The sequence below is a fragment of the Burkholderia sp. Ac-20345 genome (assembly GCF_017104825.1).
Classification (GTDB): domain Bacteria; phylum Pseudomonadota; class Gammaproteobacteria; order Burkholderiales; family Burkholderiaceae; genus Burkholderia; species Burkholderia lata_B.
Genome location: NZ_JAAGPO010000120.1, coordinates 15,496 through 30,977, shown reverse-complemented (window position 1 = coordinate 30,977; position 15,482 = coordinate 15,496). Strand labels below are relative to the sequence as shown.

The window sequence follows — 15,482 nt, the reverse complement described above, 5'->3', positions numbered from 1 at the left end:
CGGCCGCGCAGGCGCTCGGCATCTCGCGTGCGACGCTGTACCGGCGCATCGCGAAGCACCGGATCGTCGCACCGCACCGCGCGTGACGCGCCGGCGCGCGCTTCATCATGCGGGCTGCCCGGCCGCTTCGTTCGCGTCTGCCGCGTTGCCGGCCGCTTCATCGCGCCGCGTGAACACTTCGTGCGCGGCGAACAGCGCGTTGAGCGCGGCCGGCATACCCGCGTACACGGCCATCTGCATGAACACCTCGACGATCTCGTCGCGTGTGCAGCCGACGTTCAGCGCGGCCTCGATATGCACCTTCAACTGCGGCTGCGCGTTGCCGAGCGCGGCCAGCGCTGCGATCGTCGCGATTTCTCGCGCTTTCAGGTCGAGCTGCGGCCGGCTGTAGATGTCGCCGAAGCTGAACTCGACCAGGAGCCGCCCGAAATCCGGTGCGATCGGCGCGAGGGCCGCGATCACACGCTCGCCCACTTCGCCGTCGATTTCCTTCAGTTTGTTCCAGCCGCGCGTGTAGCGGTCTTCAACGAGTCGTTCCATTGTGTCCGTCCTGTTCCGATAGAGAGTGAGAAGGTCTTGCCCGTCGTGCCATATCCCGCTCCTGTGCCTCATAGTTCACGATCTTGTCGCTGATCACGTCGAGGCTCGCCTGCAGCTCCGCGATATGCGCGCGCACCGCGTCGTGATGTGCGACGAGCAGGCCGCGCCGCGCACCGAAGGTCGACTCGCCTTGCGCGCGCAGCGCCGCGAATTCCTGCATCTGCGCGATCGGCATGCCGGTCGCCTTCAGGCGCATCACGAAGGCCAGCCAGTCAAGGTCGGCCGGTGCGTAGAGCCGGTGCCCGGCCGCCGTGCGCGAAATCGCGCGCAGCAGGCCGGCCTGCTCGTAGTACCGCAGCGTATGCGTCGACAGGCCGGTCATTTCGGCGACCTGGCCGATCGTCAGCGGGCCTGTGGAGGAAGGTTGGGATACGGTTTTCGACATGGCAGGAACAAGGTTAGGAGTTAGAGTTCACTCTAAGTCAAGCCCTGTCGAACAGCCAGCGCGAGATCTTCAGCGACGCCCTCGCCACACCGTAAAGAATGGTCAAAACCACCGCCCGGCGCAGGTTTCGGTCTTTACAGCGCCGCAAGCCTTCAGCAAGATTCGGTCAGCCTGTCTTAAAAAGGGCACGCATTTGTCCTATGCTTAACGGCGACGCCCGGCCAGGTTTCGCGCCGCCGTCCGCTGCAACAGCCATTCATCCGTCAGAACCAGGGAGCCTTTGCCATGCTGAAAAAGCTGCTGATGCTGTTCGTCGCGCTATCGCTGTCGCTCGCCGCAGGCCTTGCCGCGGCCGTCGAAGTCAACACGGCTGACCAGGCCGCGCTCGAATCCGTGAAGGGTCTCGGGCCCGTGAAGTCGAAGGCGATCATCGACGAACGCACCAAGAACGGCCCGTTCAAGGACGCTGACGATCTCGCGAACCGCGTCAAGGGCCTCGGCACGAAGTCGGTCGGGCATCTCGAAGAAAACGGCCTGACGATCGGCGGCTCGGCGACGCCGCCGAAGGGCGTGAAGCTGTCGAAGCCGGCCGCGACGACCTCGGCCACCACGTCGGCAACGACGTCGGCAGGCACCGCGTCCACGTCCACGACCGCGACGGCCGGCACGACGGCCACCGCACCGGCACCGGCGGCAAGCGCGCCGGATGCGACGGCGAAGCCGGCCAAGGCCAAGCGCATGACGAAGAAGGAAAAAGCGGCAGCGGCAGCGGCGGCATCCGCCGATGCGGGCGCAAGCGCACCGGCCGCAGCATCGTCGGCAAAAGCGACGAAGGGTTCGAAGAAGAAAAGCAAGAAGGACAAGGCAGCCTCCGCCGCCGCGGCGTCGGGCGCCTGATGTGCGCCGCGCGCGACGGCGTGCGCGCGGTATTCGTTCAACGGGCGCCCACTGCGTGGCGCCCTTATCGGTAAAGGTGAAGAATCATGGGTCTCCTCGACATCGTTGGCGGTCTGCTCGGCGGCCAGGCTGGCGGCAACTCGCAAAGCGCGCTGATCACGACTGCGCTCGAATTCATCAACAACCAGCCGGGCGGCCTGAACGGCCTGATCGAGAAGTTCAAGGCAGGTGGCGCCGGCGACATCATCGGCTCGTGGGTCGGCACCGGCCAGAACCAGCCGATCTCGCCGGACGCGCTGCAGAACGTGCTGGGCTCGGACGCGATCGGCGCGCTCGCGAGCAAGTTCGGTGTCGATCCGTCGATCGCGTCGACCGTCCTCGCGCAGGTGCTGCCGCACGTCGTCAACCACGCGACGCCGGACGGTGCAGTGCCGGCCGACGGCCAGGCGCAGGTCGACCCGTCGAACGTGCTCGGCTCGCTGTCGCAGATCGCCGGCATGTTCGGCGGCAACAAGCAGGGCTGACGCGCTGCGTCGTTGCAACGCTCCATAAGCAAACACCCCGCCGAGGCGGGGTGTTTGTTTTTGCGCGCCCGGCGCGAACCGGGCGGCAGCCGATGGCAGGCGATCAGTGCACGACGCGGTCGAACACGAACTTGCCGTCGTGGATATCGACCGGAATCACGTCCTTCGGACCGAAGCGGCCCGCGAGGATGAGCTTCGCGACCGGGTTCTCGATCTCCTGCTGGATCGCGCGCTTCAGCGGACGCGCACCGAACAGCGGATCGTAGCCGACCTTGCCGATCTGTTCGAGCGCCGCCTCCGACACGTCGAGCGCCATGTCGAGCTTCGCGAGCCGGTCGTGCAGGCGTGCGAGCTGGATCTTCGCGATCGACTCGATGTTGCTGCGGTCGAGCGCATGGAACACGACGACGTCGTCGATCCGGTTCAGGAACTCGGGGCGGAAATGCTGCTTCACCTCGAGCCACACGGCGTCCTTGATCTCTTCCTGCGGCGCACCCGTCATCGCCTGGATCACCTGCGAGCCGAGGTTCGACGTCATCACGATCACCGTGTTCTTGAAGTCGACCGTGCGCCCCTGCCCGTCCGTCATGCGGCCGTCGTCGAGCACCTGCAGCAGCACGTTGAACACGTCCGGATGCGCCTTCTCGATCTCGTCGAGCAGGATCACGCTGTACGGCTTGCGGCGCACGGCTTCCGTCAGGTAGCCGCCTTCCTCGTAGCCGACATAGCCCGGCGGCGCGCCGATCAGCCGCGCGACGCTGTGCTTCTCCATGAACTCGCTCATGTCGATGCGGATCAGGTGTTCTTCCGAATCGAACAGGAACGACGCCAGCGCCTTGCACAGCTCGGTCTTGCCGACCCCAGTCGGGCCGAGGAACAGGAACGAGCCGTACGGACGGTTCGGATCGGCGAGACCCGCGCGCGAACGGCGGATCGCGTCGGCCACCGCGCCGATCGCCTCGTGCTGGCCGACCACGCGCTCATGCAGCTTTTCCTCGATGTGCAGCAGCTTCTCGCGTTCGCCCTGCATCATTCGCGACACCGGAATCCCGGTCGAACGCGACACGACTTCCGCGATTTCCTCCGCGCCGACCTGCGTGCGCAGCAGGCGCGGACGCGTCGGGTTGTGCTGCTCCTGCTCTTCGGCCTGCGTGACCTGCTTCAGCTGCGCCTCGAGCTGCGGCAGCTTGCCGTACTGCAGCTCGGCAACCTTCTCCAGCTTGCCGTCACGCTGCAGCCGCGCGATGTCCGCACGCACCTTCTCGATCTCTTCCTTCAGCTGCGCACTGCCCTGCACCGCGGCCTTCTCGGCGGTCCAGATTTCCTCGAGGTCCGCATATTCGCGGCCGAGACGCTCGATCTCTTCCTCGATCAGTTGCAGGCGCTTCTGCGACGCTTCGTCCTGCTCCTTCTTCACGGCTTCGCGCTCGATCTTCAGCTGGATCAGACGACGGTCGAGCTTGTCCATCTCTTCGGGCTTCGAATCGATTTCCATCTTGATCTTCGAAGCGGCTTCGTCGATCAGGTCGATGGCCTTGTCCGGCAGGAAGCGGTCGGTGATGTAGCGGTGCGAAAGCTCGGCCGCGGCGACGATCGCCGGGTCGGTAATGTCGACGCCGTGGTGCAGTTCGTACTTCTCCTGCAGCCCGCGCAGGATCGCGATCGTCGCCTCGACGCTCGGCTCGTCGACGAGCACCTTCTGGAAGCGGCGCTCGAGCGCGGCATCCTTCTCGATGTACTTGCGGTATTCGTCGAGCGTGGTCGCGCCGATGCAGTGCAGCTCGCCGCGCGACAGTGCCGGCTTCAGCATGTTGCCCGCATCCATCGCGCCCTCGGCCTTGCCCGCGCCGACCATCGTGTGGATTTCGTCGATGAAGACGATCGTCTGGCCTTCGTCCTTCGCGATGTCGTTGAGCACCGCCTTCAGGCGTTCCTCGAATTCACCGCGATACTTCGCGCCCGCGAGCAGCGCGGCCATGTCGAGCGACAGCACGCGCTTGCCCTTCAGCGTCTCGGGCACTTCGCCGTTGACGATCCGCTGCGCGAGCCCTTCGACGATCGCCGTCTTGCCGACGCCCGGCTCGCCGATCAGCACCGGGTTGTTCTTGGTACGGCGCTGCAGGATCTGGATCGAACGGCGGATTTCGTCGTCGCGGCCGATCACCGGATCGAGCTTGCCCGCACGGGCGCGCTCGGTCAGGTCGACCGTGTATTTCTTCAGTGCCTCGCGCTGGCTTTCCGCGTCCTGGCTGTGCACCTGCGAGCCGCCGCGCACCGCGGCGATCGCGGCTTCTAGCGCCTTGCGCGTGAGGCCGTGCTGGCGCGCAAGCTTGCCGGCGTCGCCCTTGTCGTCGGACACGGCGAGCAGGAACATCTCGCTCGCGATGAACGTGTCGTTGAGCTTCTGCGCTTCCTTGTCGGCCTGGTTCAGCAGCCCGGCCAGTTCACGGCCGATCTGGATGTCGCCGCCCGTGCCCGTCACTTGCGGCAGGCGCGAAATGGCCTCGTTCAGCGCGCCTTGCAGCGCCTGAATGTGAACACCCGCGCGCGACATCAGCGAGCGGGCGGAACCGTCCTGCTGCGCGACCAGCGCCGCGAGAACGTGAACGGGTTCGATGTATTGATTGTCGCGGCCTGCCGCGAGGCTTTGCGCGTCCGAGAGTGCTTCCTGGAACTTGGTGGTGAGCTTGTCGATTCTCATTTAGTCGAGACCTCCAATTTTCGATTAACACCAAGATGAGGATGGTTATGCGGCTTTCAAGCGAAATTCGGGTTGATTCAGCGCAAAAAACGATAGATAGCCTTGAAGCGACCCCGGGGCGGGCCACTGCCGGATCGAGAAGCGCGGCGAGCGCGTATCAGCCGGCCGTCGACGGCGGCTCGACGGTTGCAGGCGCGTCGTCCGTCGACGGTGCGGCACGCACGAGCGCGACCGGACGGATGCCGAGCAACGCCACGAGCGGCGCAGCGTGTTCGACCAGCTCGCCGAGCGTGTGACGGTCGAGTTCGGCGAAGAACGCATCGCGCGCGGCCGCCAGCACACCCTTCAGTCGGCACTGCGGCTCGATCACGCAGCCGCGCGACTCGCCCTCGGCCGCAAAGCAGCCGACCAGCGCGAAATCGCTCTCGGTCGCACGTACGACCTGGCCGACGGTCAGTTGCAGCGACTCGGGAAACAGCCGCAGTCCGCCATTGCGGCCACGGACGGTGTCGACCCATCCCAGCTCGCCGAGCTGCTGTACGACTTTCATCAGATGGTTCTTCGAGATGCCGTAGGCATCCGAGATCTCCTGGATCGTCGCGAGCCCCTCGCCGCGCACGGCAAGGTACAGCATCACGCGCAGCGAATAGTCGGTGTAGTCGGTGAGTCTCATGAGCGAATACGGAAAGAAACGATCGTGCCCCGATTACGCGAGCCGAGCCGATCAGGATGCGCGCGGGGCCGGTTGACGGCTCTGTTCCGCGGCCCCGGGTTGCCGGGATGGCGCGCGCGCAATAAGATGCGTGACACTTACACGTTTTTCAGGGGTTGTTGGACGCTATTTTGCGACAAAATCCGGCCGGCGTCCTGTTCGATGCCCACGCCGCCGCCCCATCGTTGCCCATTTCTGCCGGCCCTTTTTGCCATGACCGTCCTGCCTGCCTCGCCCGATACCGCACCGGCCCGCCCTCGCGACACCGAGCCGACCGAAGAGAACATCCGCGATCTCGTCTACGCGTTCTACGACCGCGTGCGCGCCGATCCATTGCTCGGGCCCGTGTTCGACGCGAAGCTGGAAGGCCGCTGGGACGACCACCTGCCGAAGATGGTCACGTTCTGGTCGAGCCTCGTGCTCGGCACCAAGGGCTATCGCGGCAACGTGCAGCAGGCGCACCAGCCGCTCGACGGGATCGAGCCGGCTCATTTCAGCCGCTGGCTGTCGCTGTTCCTGAAGACCGTCGAGGCGCGCTACGCGCCGCCCGCGGCAATCCGCTTCATGGAGCCGGCGCTGCGGATCGCGCAGAGCCTCCAGTTGAGCCGCTTCGGCTGGGACTATCAGATTCCGCCCGAGCAGCAGGCGCTGCTCGACGCAATCGCGCCGCGCCGTCGCGACGCGGGCGACGATCCGCACGCGCTGCCGTCGCGTGCCCGCGGCGAGCCGTTTCCGACGAAGATCATCGGGCGCAGCAGCGATCCGGACGCGTAACGGCCAGCCGTCACGCGCGATGCTTGCGCGCATGCGGCACTTCGCCGCATCACCCGGACGCCGTGCTCAGCGCCGCGTATTGCCCGATTCGATGCCCCAGCGCGCGAGCGCGGCATCGTCGGTACTGCGCGCGTCGACCCAGCGCTCGCCATCCGGCGTCGTTTCCTTCTTCCAGAACGGCGCTTCGGTCTTCAGGTAGTCCATCACGAACTCGCACGACGCGAACGCGTCGCCGCGGTGCGACGCAACCGTTGCGACCATCACGATCTGGTCGAGCGGCAGGAGCCTGCCGACGCGATGCACGATTGCGACGTCGATGCCCGGCCAGCGCCGGCCGGCCTCGGCGGCGATCTTCTCGAGCGCCTTCTCGGTCATCCCCGGATAGTGCTCGAGCTCCATCGCGGCGACCGAATCGCCTTCGTTCAGGTCGCGCACCGTGCCGACGAAGCACGCGACCGCGCCGATCTTCGGGTTGCGCGCGCGCAGTGCAGCGACTTCGGCGTTCAGGTCGAAGTCGTCGGTCTGGATTCGTACCGTTGCCATCGCCCGCGCCTCAACCGCCCGTCACCGGCGGAAAGAACGCGACTTCGCAGCCTTCGGTGAGCCGCGTATCGGGATCGGTCATCTCGTGGTTGCACGCCATGCGCAGTGCGCGCCCTTCGGAGAGCGTCTCGGCCCACGCACCGCCGCGCACGCGCAGCCACGCGCGCACGTCGCCCACGGTCGTGACGCTGTCCGGCACGTCGGCCTGCTCGTCGGCGACGCCCAGTGCCTCGCGTACGCTTGCAAAAAATTTCAGTTGAATCTTCATGGTTCGGGAAGCCGTCGCGTTACGACAGCAGTTCGGAAAACGGAATGAAACGCACGGTCTCGCCGGCGCTGATCGCGTGCTGCGGCGGGTTGTCGATCAGGCCGTCGCCCCACACCGTCGACGTCAGCACCGCCGAGCTCTGGTTCGGGAACAGGTCGAGGCCGCCGGCCGCGTTGACGCGCGCACGCAGGAATTCATTGCGCCGGTCGCCCTTGCCCTGCGAAAAGTCGGCACGCAGCGACAGCGCGCGCGGCGCGACGTCGCGCACGCCGGACAAGCGCAGCAGGAACGGCCGCACGAACAGCAGGAACGTGACGAAGCTCGATACCGGGTTGCCGGGCAACCCGATGAAGTGCGCATCGGGGCGATCGTCACCGCGGCGCACCGCGCCGTAAGCGAGCGGCTTGCCGGGCTTCATCGCGATCTGCCACAACGCGAGCCGCCCTTCGGCCTCGACGGCCGGCTTCACGTGGTCCTCGTCGCCGACCGACACGCCGCCGCTCGTCAGGATCACGTCGTGATCGCGCGCGGCCGCGCGCAGCGTGTCGCGCGTCGCGGCGAGCGAATCGGGCACGATCCCGTAGTCGGTCACATGGCAGCCGAGCCGCTCCAGCAGTCCGCGCAGCGTGAAGCGGTTCGAGTTGTAGATCGCGCCGGGCTTCAGCGGCTCGCCGGGCATCGTCAGTTCGTCGCCGGTGAAGAACACCGCGACGCGAATCCGCCGCGCGACCGCCAATTGCGCGCAGCCGACCGACGCGGCCAGACCGAGCGCCTGCGGCGTGAGCCGCGTGCCGGCCGGCAGGATCACCGACCCTTGCCGGATATCCGCGCCCTGCGCGGTGATCCATTCACCGGCCTTCGGCGTGTGCAGGATCTCGACCGCGTCGCCGTCGGCCGACGCCTGCTCCTGCATCACGACGGCGTCGGCGCCGGGCGGCACCGTCGCGCCGGTAAAGATCCGTGCGGCCGTGCCGGCAGCGAGCGGCGCGGCCGGATGACCGGCCGGAATGCGCTGCGACACCGGCAAGCGCCGGTCGCCATGCAGCAGGTCGGCGACGCGCACCGCATAGCCGTCCATCGCGCTCGTATGCATCGGCGGCACGTCGAGCGGCGAGCTCACGTCGGCCGTCAGCACACGGCCGAGCGCGTCGAGCGTGGCGACGGTTTCGGCGCCGGGCAACGGCTTCGCGGCATCGAGCAACGCGGCGAGTGCCTCGGCGGTCGACAGCATCGGCGCGCGCGGCGCCGCGGGATTCGGGTTCGACATCGATGGAATCGGGGATCGTTGGATTCAATACGTCATTGTAGCGACGCCGTCGCGCGGGCGTGCGATATGGCGGACATGCGGAAACTGTGATTCGCGCGAACGTGCGGGTCTGGCACTTGTTTCGCAAGCGGTGCGATGCCGAGGCGCCAAACAAAACGGCCGGAACCCCGATCCGTTCGACGAATCGGCATTCCGGCCGTCCTGCGCAGCCGGGCCCGCGGCCCGGCCGTGCGTCATGCGCCCGTATGGGCGGCGATGAAGTCCTTCACCTGCTGTGCATCGGCGTTCACGACCTCGAAACGCTGCGGCAGCGCCTCGAGCCCGTCGAATGCGGCCGGACGCTCGGCTTCGCGATCGAGTGCCTCGCGAATCGTCTCGCCGAACTTGATCGGCTGCGCCGTCTCGAGCACGACCATCGGCACGCCCGCGTCGAGATGCTCGCGCGCGACCTTCACACCGTCGGCCGTGTGCGTATCGATCATCGTGTCGTAGCGCGAGAACACGTCGCGGATCGTCGCGATGCGGTCCGTGTGGCTGCTGCGGCCAGACACGAAACCGAACTCGGCGACGCGCGCGAAATCGCCGCTCGCCGCGAGATCGAAGCCGCCCTTCTCCTCGACGTCTCGGAACAGCTGCATCACGCGCGCCGGATCGCGGCCGAGCAGGTCGAACACGAAGCGCTCGAAATTCGACGCCTTCGAGATGTCCATGCTCGGGCTGCTCGTGTGATAGGTGTTCTCGGCGCTGCGAACGCGATACGCGCCCGTGCGGAAGAACTCGTCGAGCACGTCGTTCTCGTTGGTCGCGACCACGAGCTTCGCGATCGGCAGCCCCATCATCCGCGCGATGTGGCCTGCGCAGACGTTGCCGAAGTTGCCCGACGGCACGGTGAACGACACGCGCTCGTCATTGGATCGGGTCGCCGCGAAGTAACCCTTGAAGTAGTACACGACCTGCGCGACGACGCGCGCCCAGTTGATCGAGTTGACCGTGCCGATCTTCTGCTGCGCCTTGAACGCGTGATCGTTCGAAACGGCCTTCACGATGTCCTGGCAATCGTCGAACACGCCTTCGACCGCGAGGTTGAAGATGTTCGGATCCTGCAGGCTGAACATCTGGGCCGTCTGGAACGCGCTCATCTTCTTGTGCGGCGACAGCATGAACACGCGCACGCCGGCCTTGCCGCGCATCGCGTATTCGGCCGCGCTGCCGGTGTCGCCGGACGTCGCGCCGAGAATGTTGAGCGTCTGCCCGTGCTTCGCGAGCGTGTACTCGAACAGGCTGCCGAGCAACTGCATCGCCATGTCCTTGAACGCGAGCGTCGGGCCGTTCGACAGTTCGAGCAGCGAGATCGGCGCGCCGTTCTCGGTGCCGAGCGTCTTCAGCGGCGTGATGTCGGACGCGTTCTCGCCATGGCGCGTGTTGCTGTACACGTCGGCCGTGTACGTGCGACGCGTGATCGCGCGCAGGTCGTCGGCCGGTACGTCGTCGCAGAACTTCGACAGGATCTCGAACGCGAGATCCGCGTACGACAGCGCGCGCCAGCGTGCGAGCTCGTCGGCGGACACCTTCGGATACTCGGCCGGCAGGTAGAGCCCGCCGTCCTTCGCGAGACCGCCGAGCAGAATGTCGGAGAACGTGTGGCGCTCGCCGATGCCGGCGCCGCGCGTGGAGATGTAGTTCATGTCGTCCTCAGCTCAGTTCAGCGCTTCCATGCGCAGCTTCGTCACCTTCGATACCACCGTCGCGAGGCTCTCGATCTGCGCGATCGCCGCATTCACGTTCTTCTCGACCGTGACGTGCGTGATCAGGATGATGTCGGTTTCGCCGTTCGCGTCGTCGACCTGCTCCGATTCCTTCTGCAGCAGCGCGTCGATCGAGATGCCCGATGCGGCGAGGATGCGCGTGATGTCGGCCAGCACGCCGGTTTGATCGGCAACGCGCAGGCGCAGGTAGTAGCCGCTCGTCACTTCTTCGATCGGCAGGATCGGCGTGTTCGACAGGCTGTCCGGCTGGAACGCGAGATGCGGCACGCGATGCTCGGGGTCCGCCGTGTGCAGGCGCGTGACGTCGACGAGATCCGCGACCACGGCCGATGCGGTCGGCTCCGCGCCCGCGCCCTTGCCGTAGTACAGCGTCGTGCCGACCGCGTCGCCGTGCACGACGACCGCGTTCATCGCGCCCTCGACGTTCGCGAGCAGGCGCTTCTCCGGGATCAGCGTCGGGTGCACGCGCAGCTCGATGCCGTTTTCGGCGCGGCGCGTGATGCCGAGCAGCTTGATCCGGTAGCCGAGCTCTTCCGCATAGCGGATGTCGGTCGCGTCGAGCTTGCTGATGCCCTCGACGTACGCACGGTCGAACTGCACCGGCACGCCGAACGCGATCGCGCTCATGATCGTCGCCTTGTGCGCGGCGTCGACGCCTTCGATGTCGAAGGTCGGATCGGCTTCCGCGTAGCCAAGCTCCTGCGCGGCCTTCAGCGCGGTCGCGAAGTCGAGCCCGCGATCGCGCATTTCCGACAGGATGTAGTTGGTCGTGCCGTTGATGATGCCCGCGATGTACTGGATGCGGTTCGCGGTCAGGCCTTCGCGCAGCGCCTTGATGATCGGGATGCCGCCGGCGACGGCCGCCTCGAACGCGACCATCACGCCCTTCGCGCGCGCGGCCTCGAAGATCTCGGTGCCGTGCACCGCGAGCAGCGCCTTGTTGGCGGTCACGACGTGCTTGCCGTTCGCGATCGCGCGCAGCACGAGCTCGCGTGCGACGCCCGTGCCGCCAATCATCTCGGCGATGATCGAGATCGACGGATCATCGACGACTGCGTTGAAATCGTCGGTGATCTGCGCGGCGCCGGCGTCGCCGCCGAGCGCAGCCAGCGCCTTGGCCGGGTTGCGCACCGCAATGCGCGTCACCTCGATGCCGCGCCCCGCGCGTCGCTTGATTTCTTCCTGGTTGCGGCCCAGCACCGTGAAGGTGCCGCTGCCCACCGTGCCGAAGCCCAACAGGCCAACTTTGATCGGTTCCATGCTGCGTGTGATCGAATGAGTAAGAAGTAGTGAGTTCCGTGTGGCCGTGCCGCTCAGGCCGAATGGCGCTTGCGGTAGCCGTCGAGGAAGCGTGCGATCCGGTTGATCGAATCGGTCAGGTCGTCGAGGTTCGGCAGGAAGACCACGCGGAAGTGGTCCGGCGTCGTCCAGTTGAAGCCCGTGCCCTGTACGAGCAATACGCGCTCCTCGAGCAGCAGGTCGAGAATGAACTGCTGGTCGTTCTGGATCGGATAAAGCTTGGGGTCGAGGCGCGGGAACATGTACAGCGCGGCCTGCGGCTTCACGCAGGTCACGCCCGGGATCGACGTGAGCATGTCGTACGCGAGCTCGCGCTGCTTGTACAGGCGCCCGCTCGGCACGATCAGCTCGTTGATGCTCTGGTAGCCGCCGAGCGCCGTCTGGATCGCGAACTGCCCGGGCACGTTCGCGCACAGGCGCATCGACGACAGGATGCCGAGCCCCTCGAGGTAATCCTTCGCGTGCCGGCGGTTGTCGCCGCCGAGGCCCGACACGGCCATCCAGCCCGCACGATAGCCGCACGAGCGATAGCTCTTCGACAGGCTGTTGAACGTGACGGTGATCACGTCCTCCGACAGCGAACCCAGCGCCGTGTGCTCGAGGCCGTCGTAGACGATCTTGTCGTACACCTCGTCGGCGAACACGATCAGTCCGTGCTGGCGCGCGATCTCGAGCAGTTCGAGCAGCAATTCGTCTGAATAAAGCGCGCCCGTCGGGTTGTTCGGGTTGATCACGACGATCGCCTTCGTGTTCGGCGTGATCTTGCGGCGGATATCGTCGAGATCGGGCATCCACGCGTTCTGCTCGTCGCAGATGTAATGCACCGGCGTGCCGCCCGACAGGCTGACCGCCGCCGTCCACAGCGGATAGTCGGGCGCGGGCAGCAGCACTTCGTCGCCGTCGTTCAGCAGCGCCTGGGTCGCCATCACGATCAGCTCGGACGCGCCGTTGCCGATGTAGATGTCGTCGAGGCCGACGCCCACGACGCCCTTTTCCTGCGTGTAGTGCATCACGGCCTTGCGCGCCGAGAACACGCCCTTCGAATCCGAATAGCCGGACGACGTCGGCAGGTTGCGGATCATGTCCTGGATGATCTCGTCCGGCGCGTCGAAACCGAACGGCGCGAGGTTGCCGATGTTCAGCTTGATGATGCGGTGGCCTTCTTCCTCGAGGCGCTTCGCGTGCTCGAGCACCGGGCCACGGATGTCGTAGCAGACGTTGAGCAGCTTGTTCGACTTCTGAATCGGTTTCACGACGACACGGTTCCTGGGTTGGCCTTGCGGCCGGGGGGACGGGATCAAAACTGGAAAGCGGCCGGTCTGTGCGCGCTGTCTAGACTGGGAAAAAGCGGGCGGTCGGGCGCGGCTTGTGGCGACGCGCGACGCAAGTGGCGCCCGGGGGCGACCAAAAAGTTATAATTTAGCGGATTTTGGCCGACTTTCGCAATGCACCATAGCCGCGCCGGGCCCGCGCCGTCAGGCGTCCCCCGTGCTCAGGCAAGCGAAACCGGCCATCCGGGCCCGTGTGGCCCTGCAACACCTTCCCCTACGGAACCGCGGAATACCGATTTGAAACTGCACCAGGACGCGAGCGGCGCGCTCAACACCGTCACCGGCTACGGCCCCGATTATGTCGACGTCAATCTCGAACGCCATGAAACGAGCGTCATCGTACTGCCCGGCGCGCCGGTCCAGGCGTGGCCCGTGTCGTCGTTCGACGCGCTCGCGCCCGAGCATTTCGCGATGCTGCTCGACCCGGCGCCCGAACTCGTGATCTTCGGCAGCGGCGCGCGGCTGCGCTTCCCGCACCCGCGGCTCGTCGCGGCGCTGACGGCCAAGCGGATCGGCGTCGAGACGATGGATTTCCAGGCCGCCTGCCGCACCTACAACATCCTGATGGCCGAAGGCCGCAAAGTCGCCGCCGCGCTCTTAATTGAACGTTAATCCCCGATGCGGTAAAACTCGGGCCGGCGCAGCGGGTCGATCCCCCGGATCGGCCCGGCCAGGCCGCCCGCCCCCGGCGCAACCCGCCGGCGGCCCGTCACAATAACCAACAGGCTGAAAATCCATGAACGATACGCCGTCGAGGCTACCGCTCAATCGCATCACGCTCGTCCTCCTCGTCGTCGCACTCGCGATCGTCTGGTTCGCGCCGCTCGGGCTGCGCCACCTGATCCCGAGCGACGAAGGCCGCTACGCGGAAATGGCGCGCGAGATGTTCGTCACCGGCGACTGGATCACGCCGCGCTACAACGGCTACAAGTACTTCGAGAAGCCGCCGCTGCAGACCTGGCTGAACGCGCTCACGTTCGCGTGGTTCGGCATCGGCGAATGGCAGGCGCGCCTCTACACGGCCGTCGCGAGCTTCGCAGGCATCCTGCTGGTCGGCTACACCGGCGCGCGCCTGTTCAACCCGCTGTCGGGCTTCCTCGCCGCCGTCGTGCTCGCGTCGTCGCCGTACTGGAACCTGATGGGCCACTTCAACGCGCTCGACATGGGGCTCGCGTTCTGGATGTCTCTGTCGCTGTGCTCGCTGCTGCTCGCGCAGCGGCCCGGGCTGCGCCCGGCCGCGGCACGCGGCTGGATGTGGGCGTGCTGGGCCGCAATGGCGTTCGCGGTACTGTCGAAGGGCCTCGTCGGCCTGATCCTGCCCGGCGCCGTCCTCGTGCTCTACACGCTGATCGCGCGCGACTGGGTGCTGTGGAAGCGCCTGTACCTGGTGAGCGGCCTCGTGATCTTCTTCGCGATCGTCACGCCGTGGTTCGTGCTCGTCCAGCAGCGCAACCCCGAGTTCTTCAACTTCTTCTTCATCGTCCAGCAGTTCCGCCGGTACCTGACCCCGGAACAGAACCGCCCGGGCCCGCTTTACTACTTCGTGCCCGTGCTGCTGGTCGGCTTCCTGCCGTGGCTGTCGGTCGCGTGGCAGAGCATCCGCCATGCGTTGCGGATGCCGCGCCAGCCGAACGGCTTCTCGCCGATGCTCGTGCTGCTGATCTGGAGCGCTTTCATCTTCCTGTTCTTCAGCGCGTCGCATTCGAAGCTGATCTCGTACGTGCTGCCGGTCGCGCCGGCGCTCGCGCTGATCATCGGCGCGTACCTGCCGCTGATGAGCGCCGACCGGTTCCGCCGCCACCTGCTCGGCTACCTCGTGTTCGTCGTCGTCGCGGCGTTCGGGATCATCTTCCTCGCGTACCAGGGCGATGCCCGCACGCCGAACGCGCAGTACCGCGCGTTCCAGATGTGGCTGTACGCAGGCCTCGCGGTCACCGGCGCGCTGACGCTCGCGGCCGCGTGGCTGAACCGCCGCGCGGGCGTGGCTGCCGCACTTGCCGCATTTGGCGCCGCCTGGCTCGCGTTCGGCACGATCGGCGGCACCGGGCACGACGAGTTCGGCCGCTACAGCTCGGGCGCGCTGCTCGCGCCGGCGGTGCGCGCCGAACTGGCGAAACTGCCGGCCGACACGCCGTTCTACTCGATCGAGATGCTCGATCACACGTTCCCGTTCTATATGGGCCACACGACGATCATGGTCCAGCGCCAGGACGAGCTCGCGTTCGGGATCTCGATGGAGCCGAACAAGTGGATTCCGACCGTCGACGAGTGGATCACGCGCTGGAAACAGGAAACCCATGCGCTCGCGATCATGCCGCCCGGCCAGTACGACACCCTGGTCAAGCAAGGCGTGCCGATGCGCGTGATTGCGCGCGACAGCCGCCGCGTGATCGTCGAGAAACCGCAATCGTAAGG

15 protein-coding genes are annotated in these 15,482 nt (G+C 66.5%); 5 read left to right on the top strand and 10 right to left on the bottom strand.

Going from position 1 to position 15,482, the window contains the following annotated elements:
• Positions 1-105 precede the first annotated feature (105 nt).
• Positions 106-540: a carboxymuconolactone decarboxylase family protein gene (locus tag G3O06_RS31885; protein ID WP_071334593.1), complete on the bottom strand. Its 435-nt coding sequence runs from the start codon at positions 538-540 to the stop codon at positions 106-108.
• A complete protein-coding gene (locus G3O06_RS31880; protein WP_174967480.1) occupies positions 524-985 on the bottom strand; it encodes a MerR family transcriptional regulator in 462 nt (153 codons plus the stop codon). Before G3O06_RS31880 ends, G3O06_RS31885 begins: the two co-directional genes overlap by 17 nt.
• 285 nt (positions 986-1,270) lie before the next feature.
• Here G3O06_RS31880 and G3O06_RS31875 point away from each other — a divergent pair, with 285 nt between their 5' ends.
• Entirely contained in the window at positions 1,271-1,882 is a 612-nt protein-coding gene (locus G3O06_RS31875; protein WP_205818577.1) for a helix-hairpin-helix domain-containing protein, read from the top strand.
• A gap of 86 nt (positions 1,883-1,968) precedes the next feature.
• Positions 1,969-2,406, top strand: coding sequence for a YidB family protein (locus tag G3O06_RS31870; protein ID WP_174967478.1), 438 nt, complete (start codon positions 1,969-1,971; stop codon positions 2,404-2,406).
• 103 nt (positions 2,407-2,509) lie between these two features.
• Here the strand turns inward: G3O06_RS31870 and clpB are convergent, their stop codons facing one another.
• Together clpB and G3O06_RS31860 are read right to left on the bottom strand one after the other, a co-directional pair.
• Positions 2,510-5,107: an ATP-dependent chaperone ClpB gene (gene clpB, locus G3O06_RS31865; RefSeq protein ID WP_205818576.1), complete on the bottom strand. Its 2,598-nt coding sequence runs from the start codon at positions 5,105-5,107 to the stop codon at positions 2,510-2,512.
• A 157-nt stretch (positions 5,108-5,264) separates the two neighbouring features.
• Positions 5,265-5,780, bottom strand: a complete 516-nt coding sequence (locus G3O06_RS31860) for an Rrf2 family transcriptional regulator (RefSeq protein ID WP_205818574.1) — start codon at positions 5,778-5,780, stop codon at positions 5,265-5,267.
• 252 nt (positions 5,781-6,032) lie between these two features.
• On the opposite strand from G3O06_RS31860, the gene G3O06_RS31855 reads away from it, so the two are divergent.
• The gene (locus tag G3O06_RS31855; protein WP_174914777.1) at positions 6,033-6,593 is read left to right on the top strand and encodes a group III truncated hemoglobin; all 561 of its coding nucleotides are present in this window, start codon (positions 6,033-6,035) and stop codon (positions 6,591-6,593) included.
• A gap of 66 nt (positions 6,594-6,659) precedes the next feature.
• On the opposite strand, the gene G3O06_RS31850 is transcribed toward G3O06_RS31855, so the two are convergent.
• The 6 genes from G3O06_RS31850 to G3O06_RS31825 form a co-directional block, all read right to left on the bottom strand.
• Positions 6,660-7,136 carry a molybdenum cofactor biosynthesis protein MoaE gene (locus G3O06_RS31850; RefSeq protein WP_043188206.1) on the bottom strand — a complete coding sequence of 159 codons (477 nt, stop codon included), beginning with the start codon at positions 7,134-7,136 and terminating at the stop codon, positions 6,660-6,662.
• A 10-nt stretch (positions 7,137-7,146) separates the two neighbouring features.
• On the bottom strand, positions 7,147-7,404 hold the full coding sequence (gene moaD, locus G3O06_RS31845; RefSeq protein WP_089425581.1) for a molybdopterin converting factor subunit 1: 258 nt from the start codon (positions 7,402-7,404) through the stop codon (positions 7,147-7,149).
• Positions 7,405-7,423: 19 nt separating this feature from the next.
• Positions 7,424-8,671, bottom strand: a complete 1,248-nt coding sequence (gene glp, locus G3O06_RS31840) for a gephyrin-like molybdotransferase Glp (RefSeq protein WP_174914775.1) — start codon at positions 8,669-8,671, stop codon at positions 7,424-7,426.
• Between the two features lie 233 nt (positions 8,672-8,904).
• On the bottom strand, positions 8,905-10,356 hold the full coding sequence (thrC, locus tag G3O06_RS31835) for a threonine synthase (RefSeq protein WP_205818573.1): 1,452 nt from the start codon (positions 10,354-10,356) through the stop codon (positions 8,905-8,907).
• Positions 10,357-10,368: 12 nt separating this feature from the next.
• Positions 10,369-11,697, bottom strand: coding sequence for a homoserine dehydrogenase (locus tag G3O06_RS31830; RefSeq protein ID WP_122945582.1), 1,329 nt, complete (start codon positions 11,695-11,697; stop codon positions 10,369-10,371).
• A gap of 53 nt (positions 11,698-11,750) precedes the next feature.
• On the bottom strand, positions 11,751-12,989 hold the full coding sequence (locus tag G3O06_RS31825) for a pyridoxal phosphate-dependent aminotransferase (protein WP_046545879.1): 1,239 nt from the start codon (positions 12,987-12,989) through the stop codon (positions 11,751-11,753).
• Between the two features lie 315 nt (positions 12,990-13,304).
• On the opposite strand from G3O06_RS31825, the gene G3O06_RS31820 reads away from it, so the two are divergent.
• Positions 13,305-13,679 (top strand): Mth938-like domain-containing protein, encoded by a 375-nt coding sequence (locus G3O06_RS31820; protein WP_174914771.1) that lies wholly within the window; start codon positions 13,305-13,307, stop codon positions 13,677-13,679.
• A 124-nt stretch (positions 13,680-13,803) separates the two neighbouring features.
• The gene (locus tag G3O06_RS31815) at positions 13,804-15,480 is read left to right on the top strand and encodes a glycosyltransferase family 39 protein (protein WP_205818572.1); all 1,677 of its coding nucleotides are present in this window, start codon (positions 13,804-13,806) and stop codon (positions 15,478-15,480) included.
• Positions 15,481-15,482 lie beyond the last annotated feature (2 nt).

What these genes read in the sequence shown, in the direction of transcription:
- G3O06_RS31855 (WP_174914777.1), top strand. Translation starts at nt 6,033, where the DNA reads ATGACCGTCCTGCCTGCCTCGCCCGATACCGCACCGGCCCGCCCTCGC.
- glp (WP_174914775.1), bottom strand. Translation starts at nt 8,671, where the DNA reads ATGTCGAACCCGAATCCCGCGGCGCCGCGCGCGCCGATGCTGTCGACC.
- G3O06_RS31885 (WP_071334593.1), bottom strand. Translation starts at nt 540, where the DNA reads ATGGAACGACTCGTTGAAGACCGCTACACGCGCGGCTGGAACAAACTG.
- G3O06_RS31880 (WP_174967480.1), bottom strand. Translation starts at nt 985, where the DNA reads ATGTCGAAAACCGTATCCCAACCTTCCTCCACAGGCCCGCTGACGATC.
- G3O06_RS31815 (WP_205818572.1), top strand. Translation starts at nt 13,804, where the DNA reads ATGAACGATACGCCGTCGAGGCTACCGCTCAATCGCATCACGCTCGTC.
- moaD (WP_089425581.1), bottom strand. Translation starts at nt 7,404, where the DNA reads ATGAAGATTCAACTGAAATTTTTTGCAAGCGTACGCGAGGCACTGGGC.
- G3O06_RS31870 (WP_174967478.1), top strand. Translation starts at nt 1,969, where the DNA reads ATGGGTCTCCTCGACATCGTTGGCGGTCTGCTCGGCGGCCAGGCTGGC.
- thrC (WP_205818573.1), bottom strand. Translation starts at nt 10,356, where the DNA reads ATGAACTACATCTCCACGCGCGGCGCCGGCATCGGCGAGCGCCACACG.
- G3O06_RS31860 (WP_205818574.1), bottom strand. Translation starts at nt 5,780, where the DNA reads ATGAGACTCACCGACTACACCGACTATTCGCTGCGCGTGATGCTGTAC.
- G3O06_RS31875 (WP_205818577.1), top strand. Translation starts at nt 1,271, where the DNA reads ATGCTGAAAAAGCTGCTGATGCTGTTCGTCGCGCTATCGCTGTCGCTC.
- G3O06_RS31850 (WP_043188206.1), bottom strand. Translation starts at nt 7,136, where the DNA reads ATGGCAACGGTACGAATCCAGACCGACGACTTCGACCTGAACGCCGAA.
- clpB (WP_205818576.1), bottom strand. Translation starts at nt 5,107, where the DNA reads ATGAGAATCGACAAGCTCACCACCAAGTTCCAGGAAGCACTCTCGGAC.
- G3O06_RS31830 (WP_122945582.1), bottom strand. Translation starts at nt 11,697, where the DNA reads ATGGAACCGATCAAAGTTGGCCTGTTGGGCTTCGGCACGGTGGGCAGC.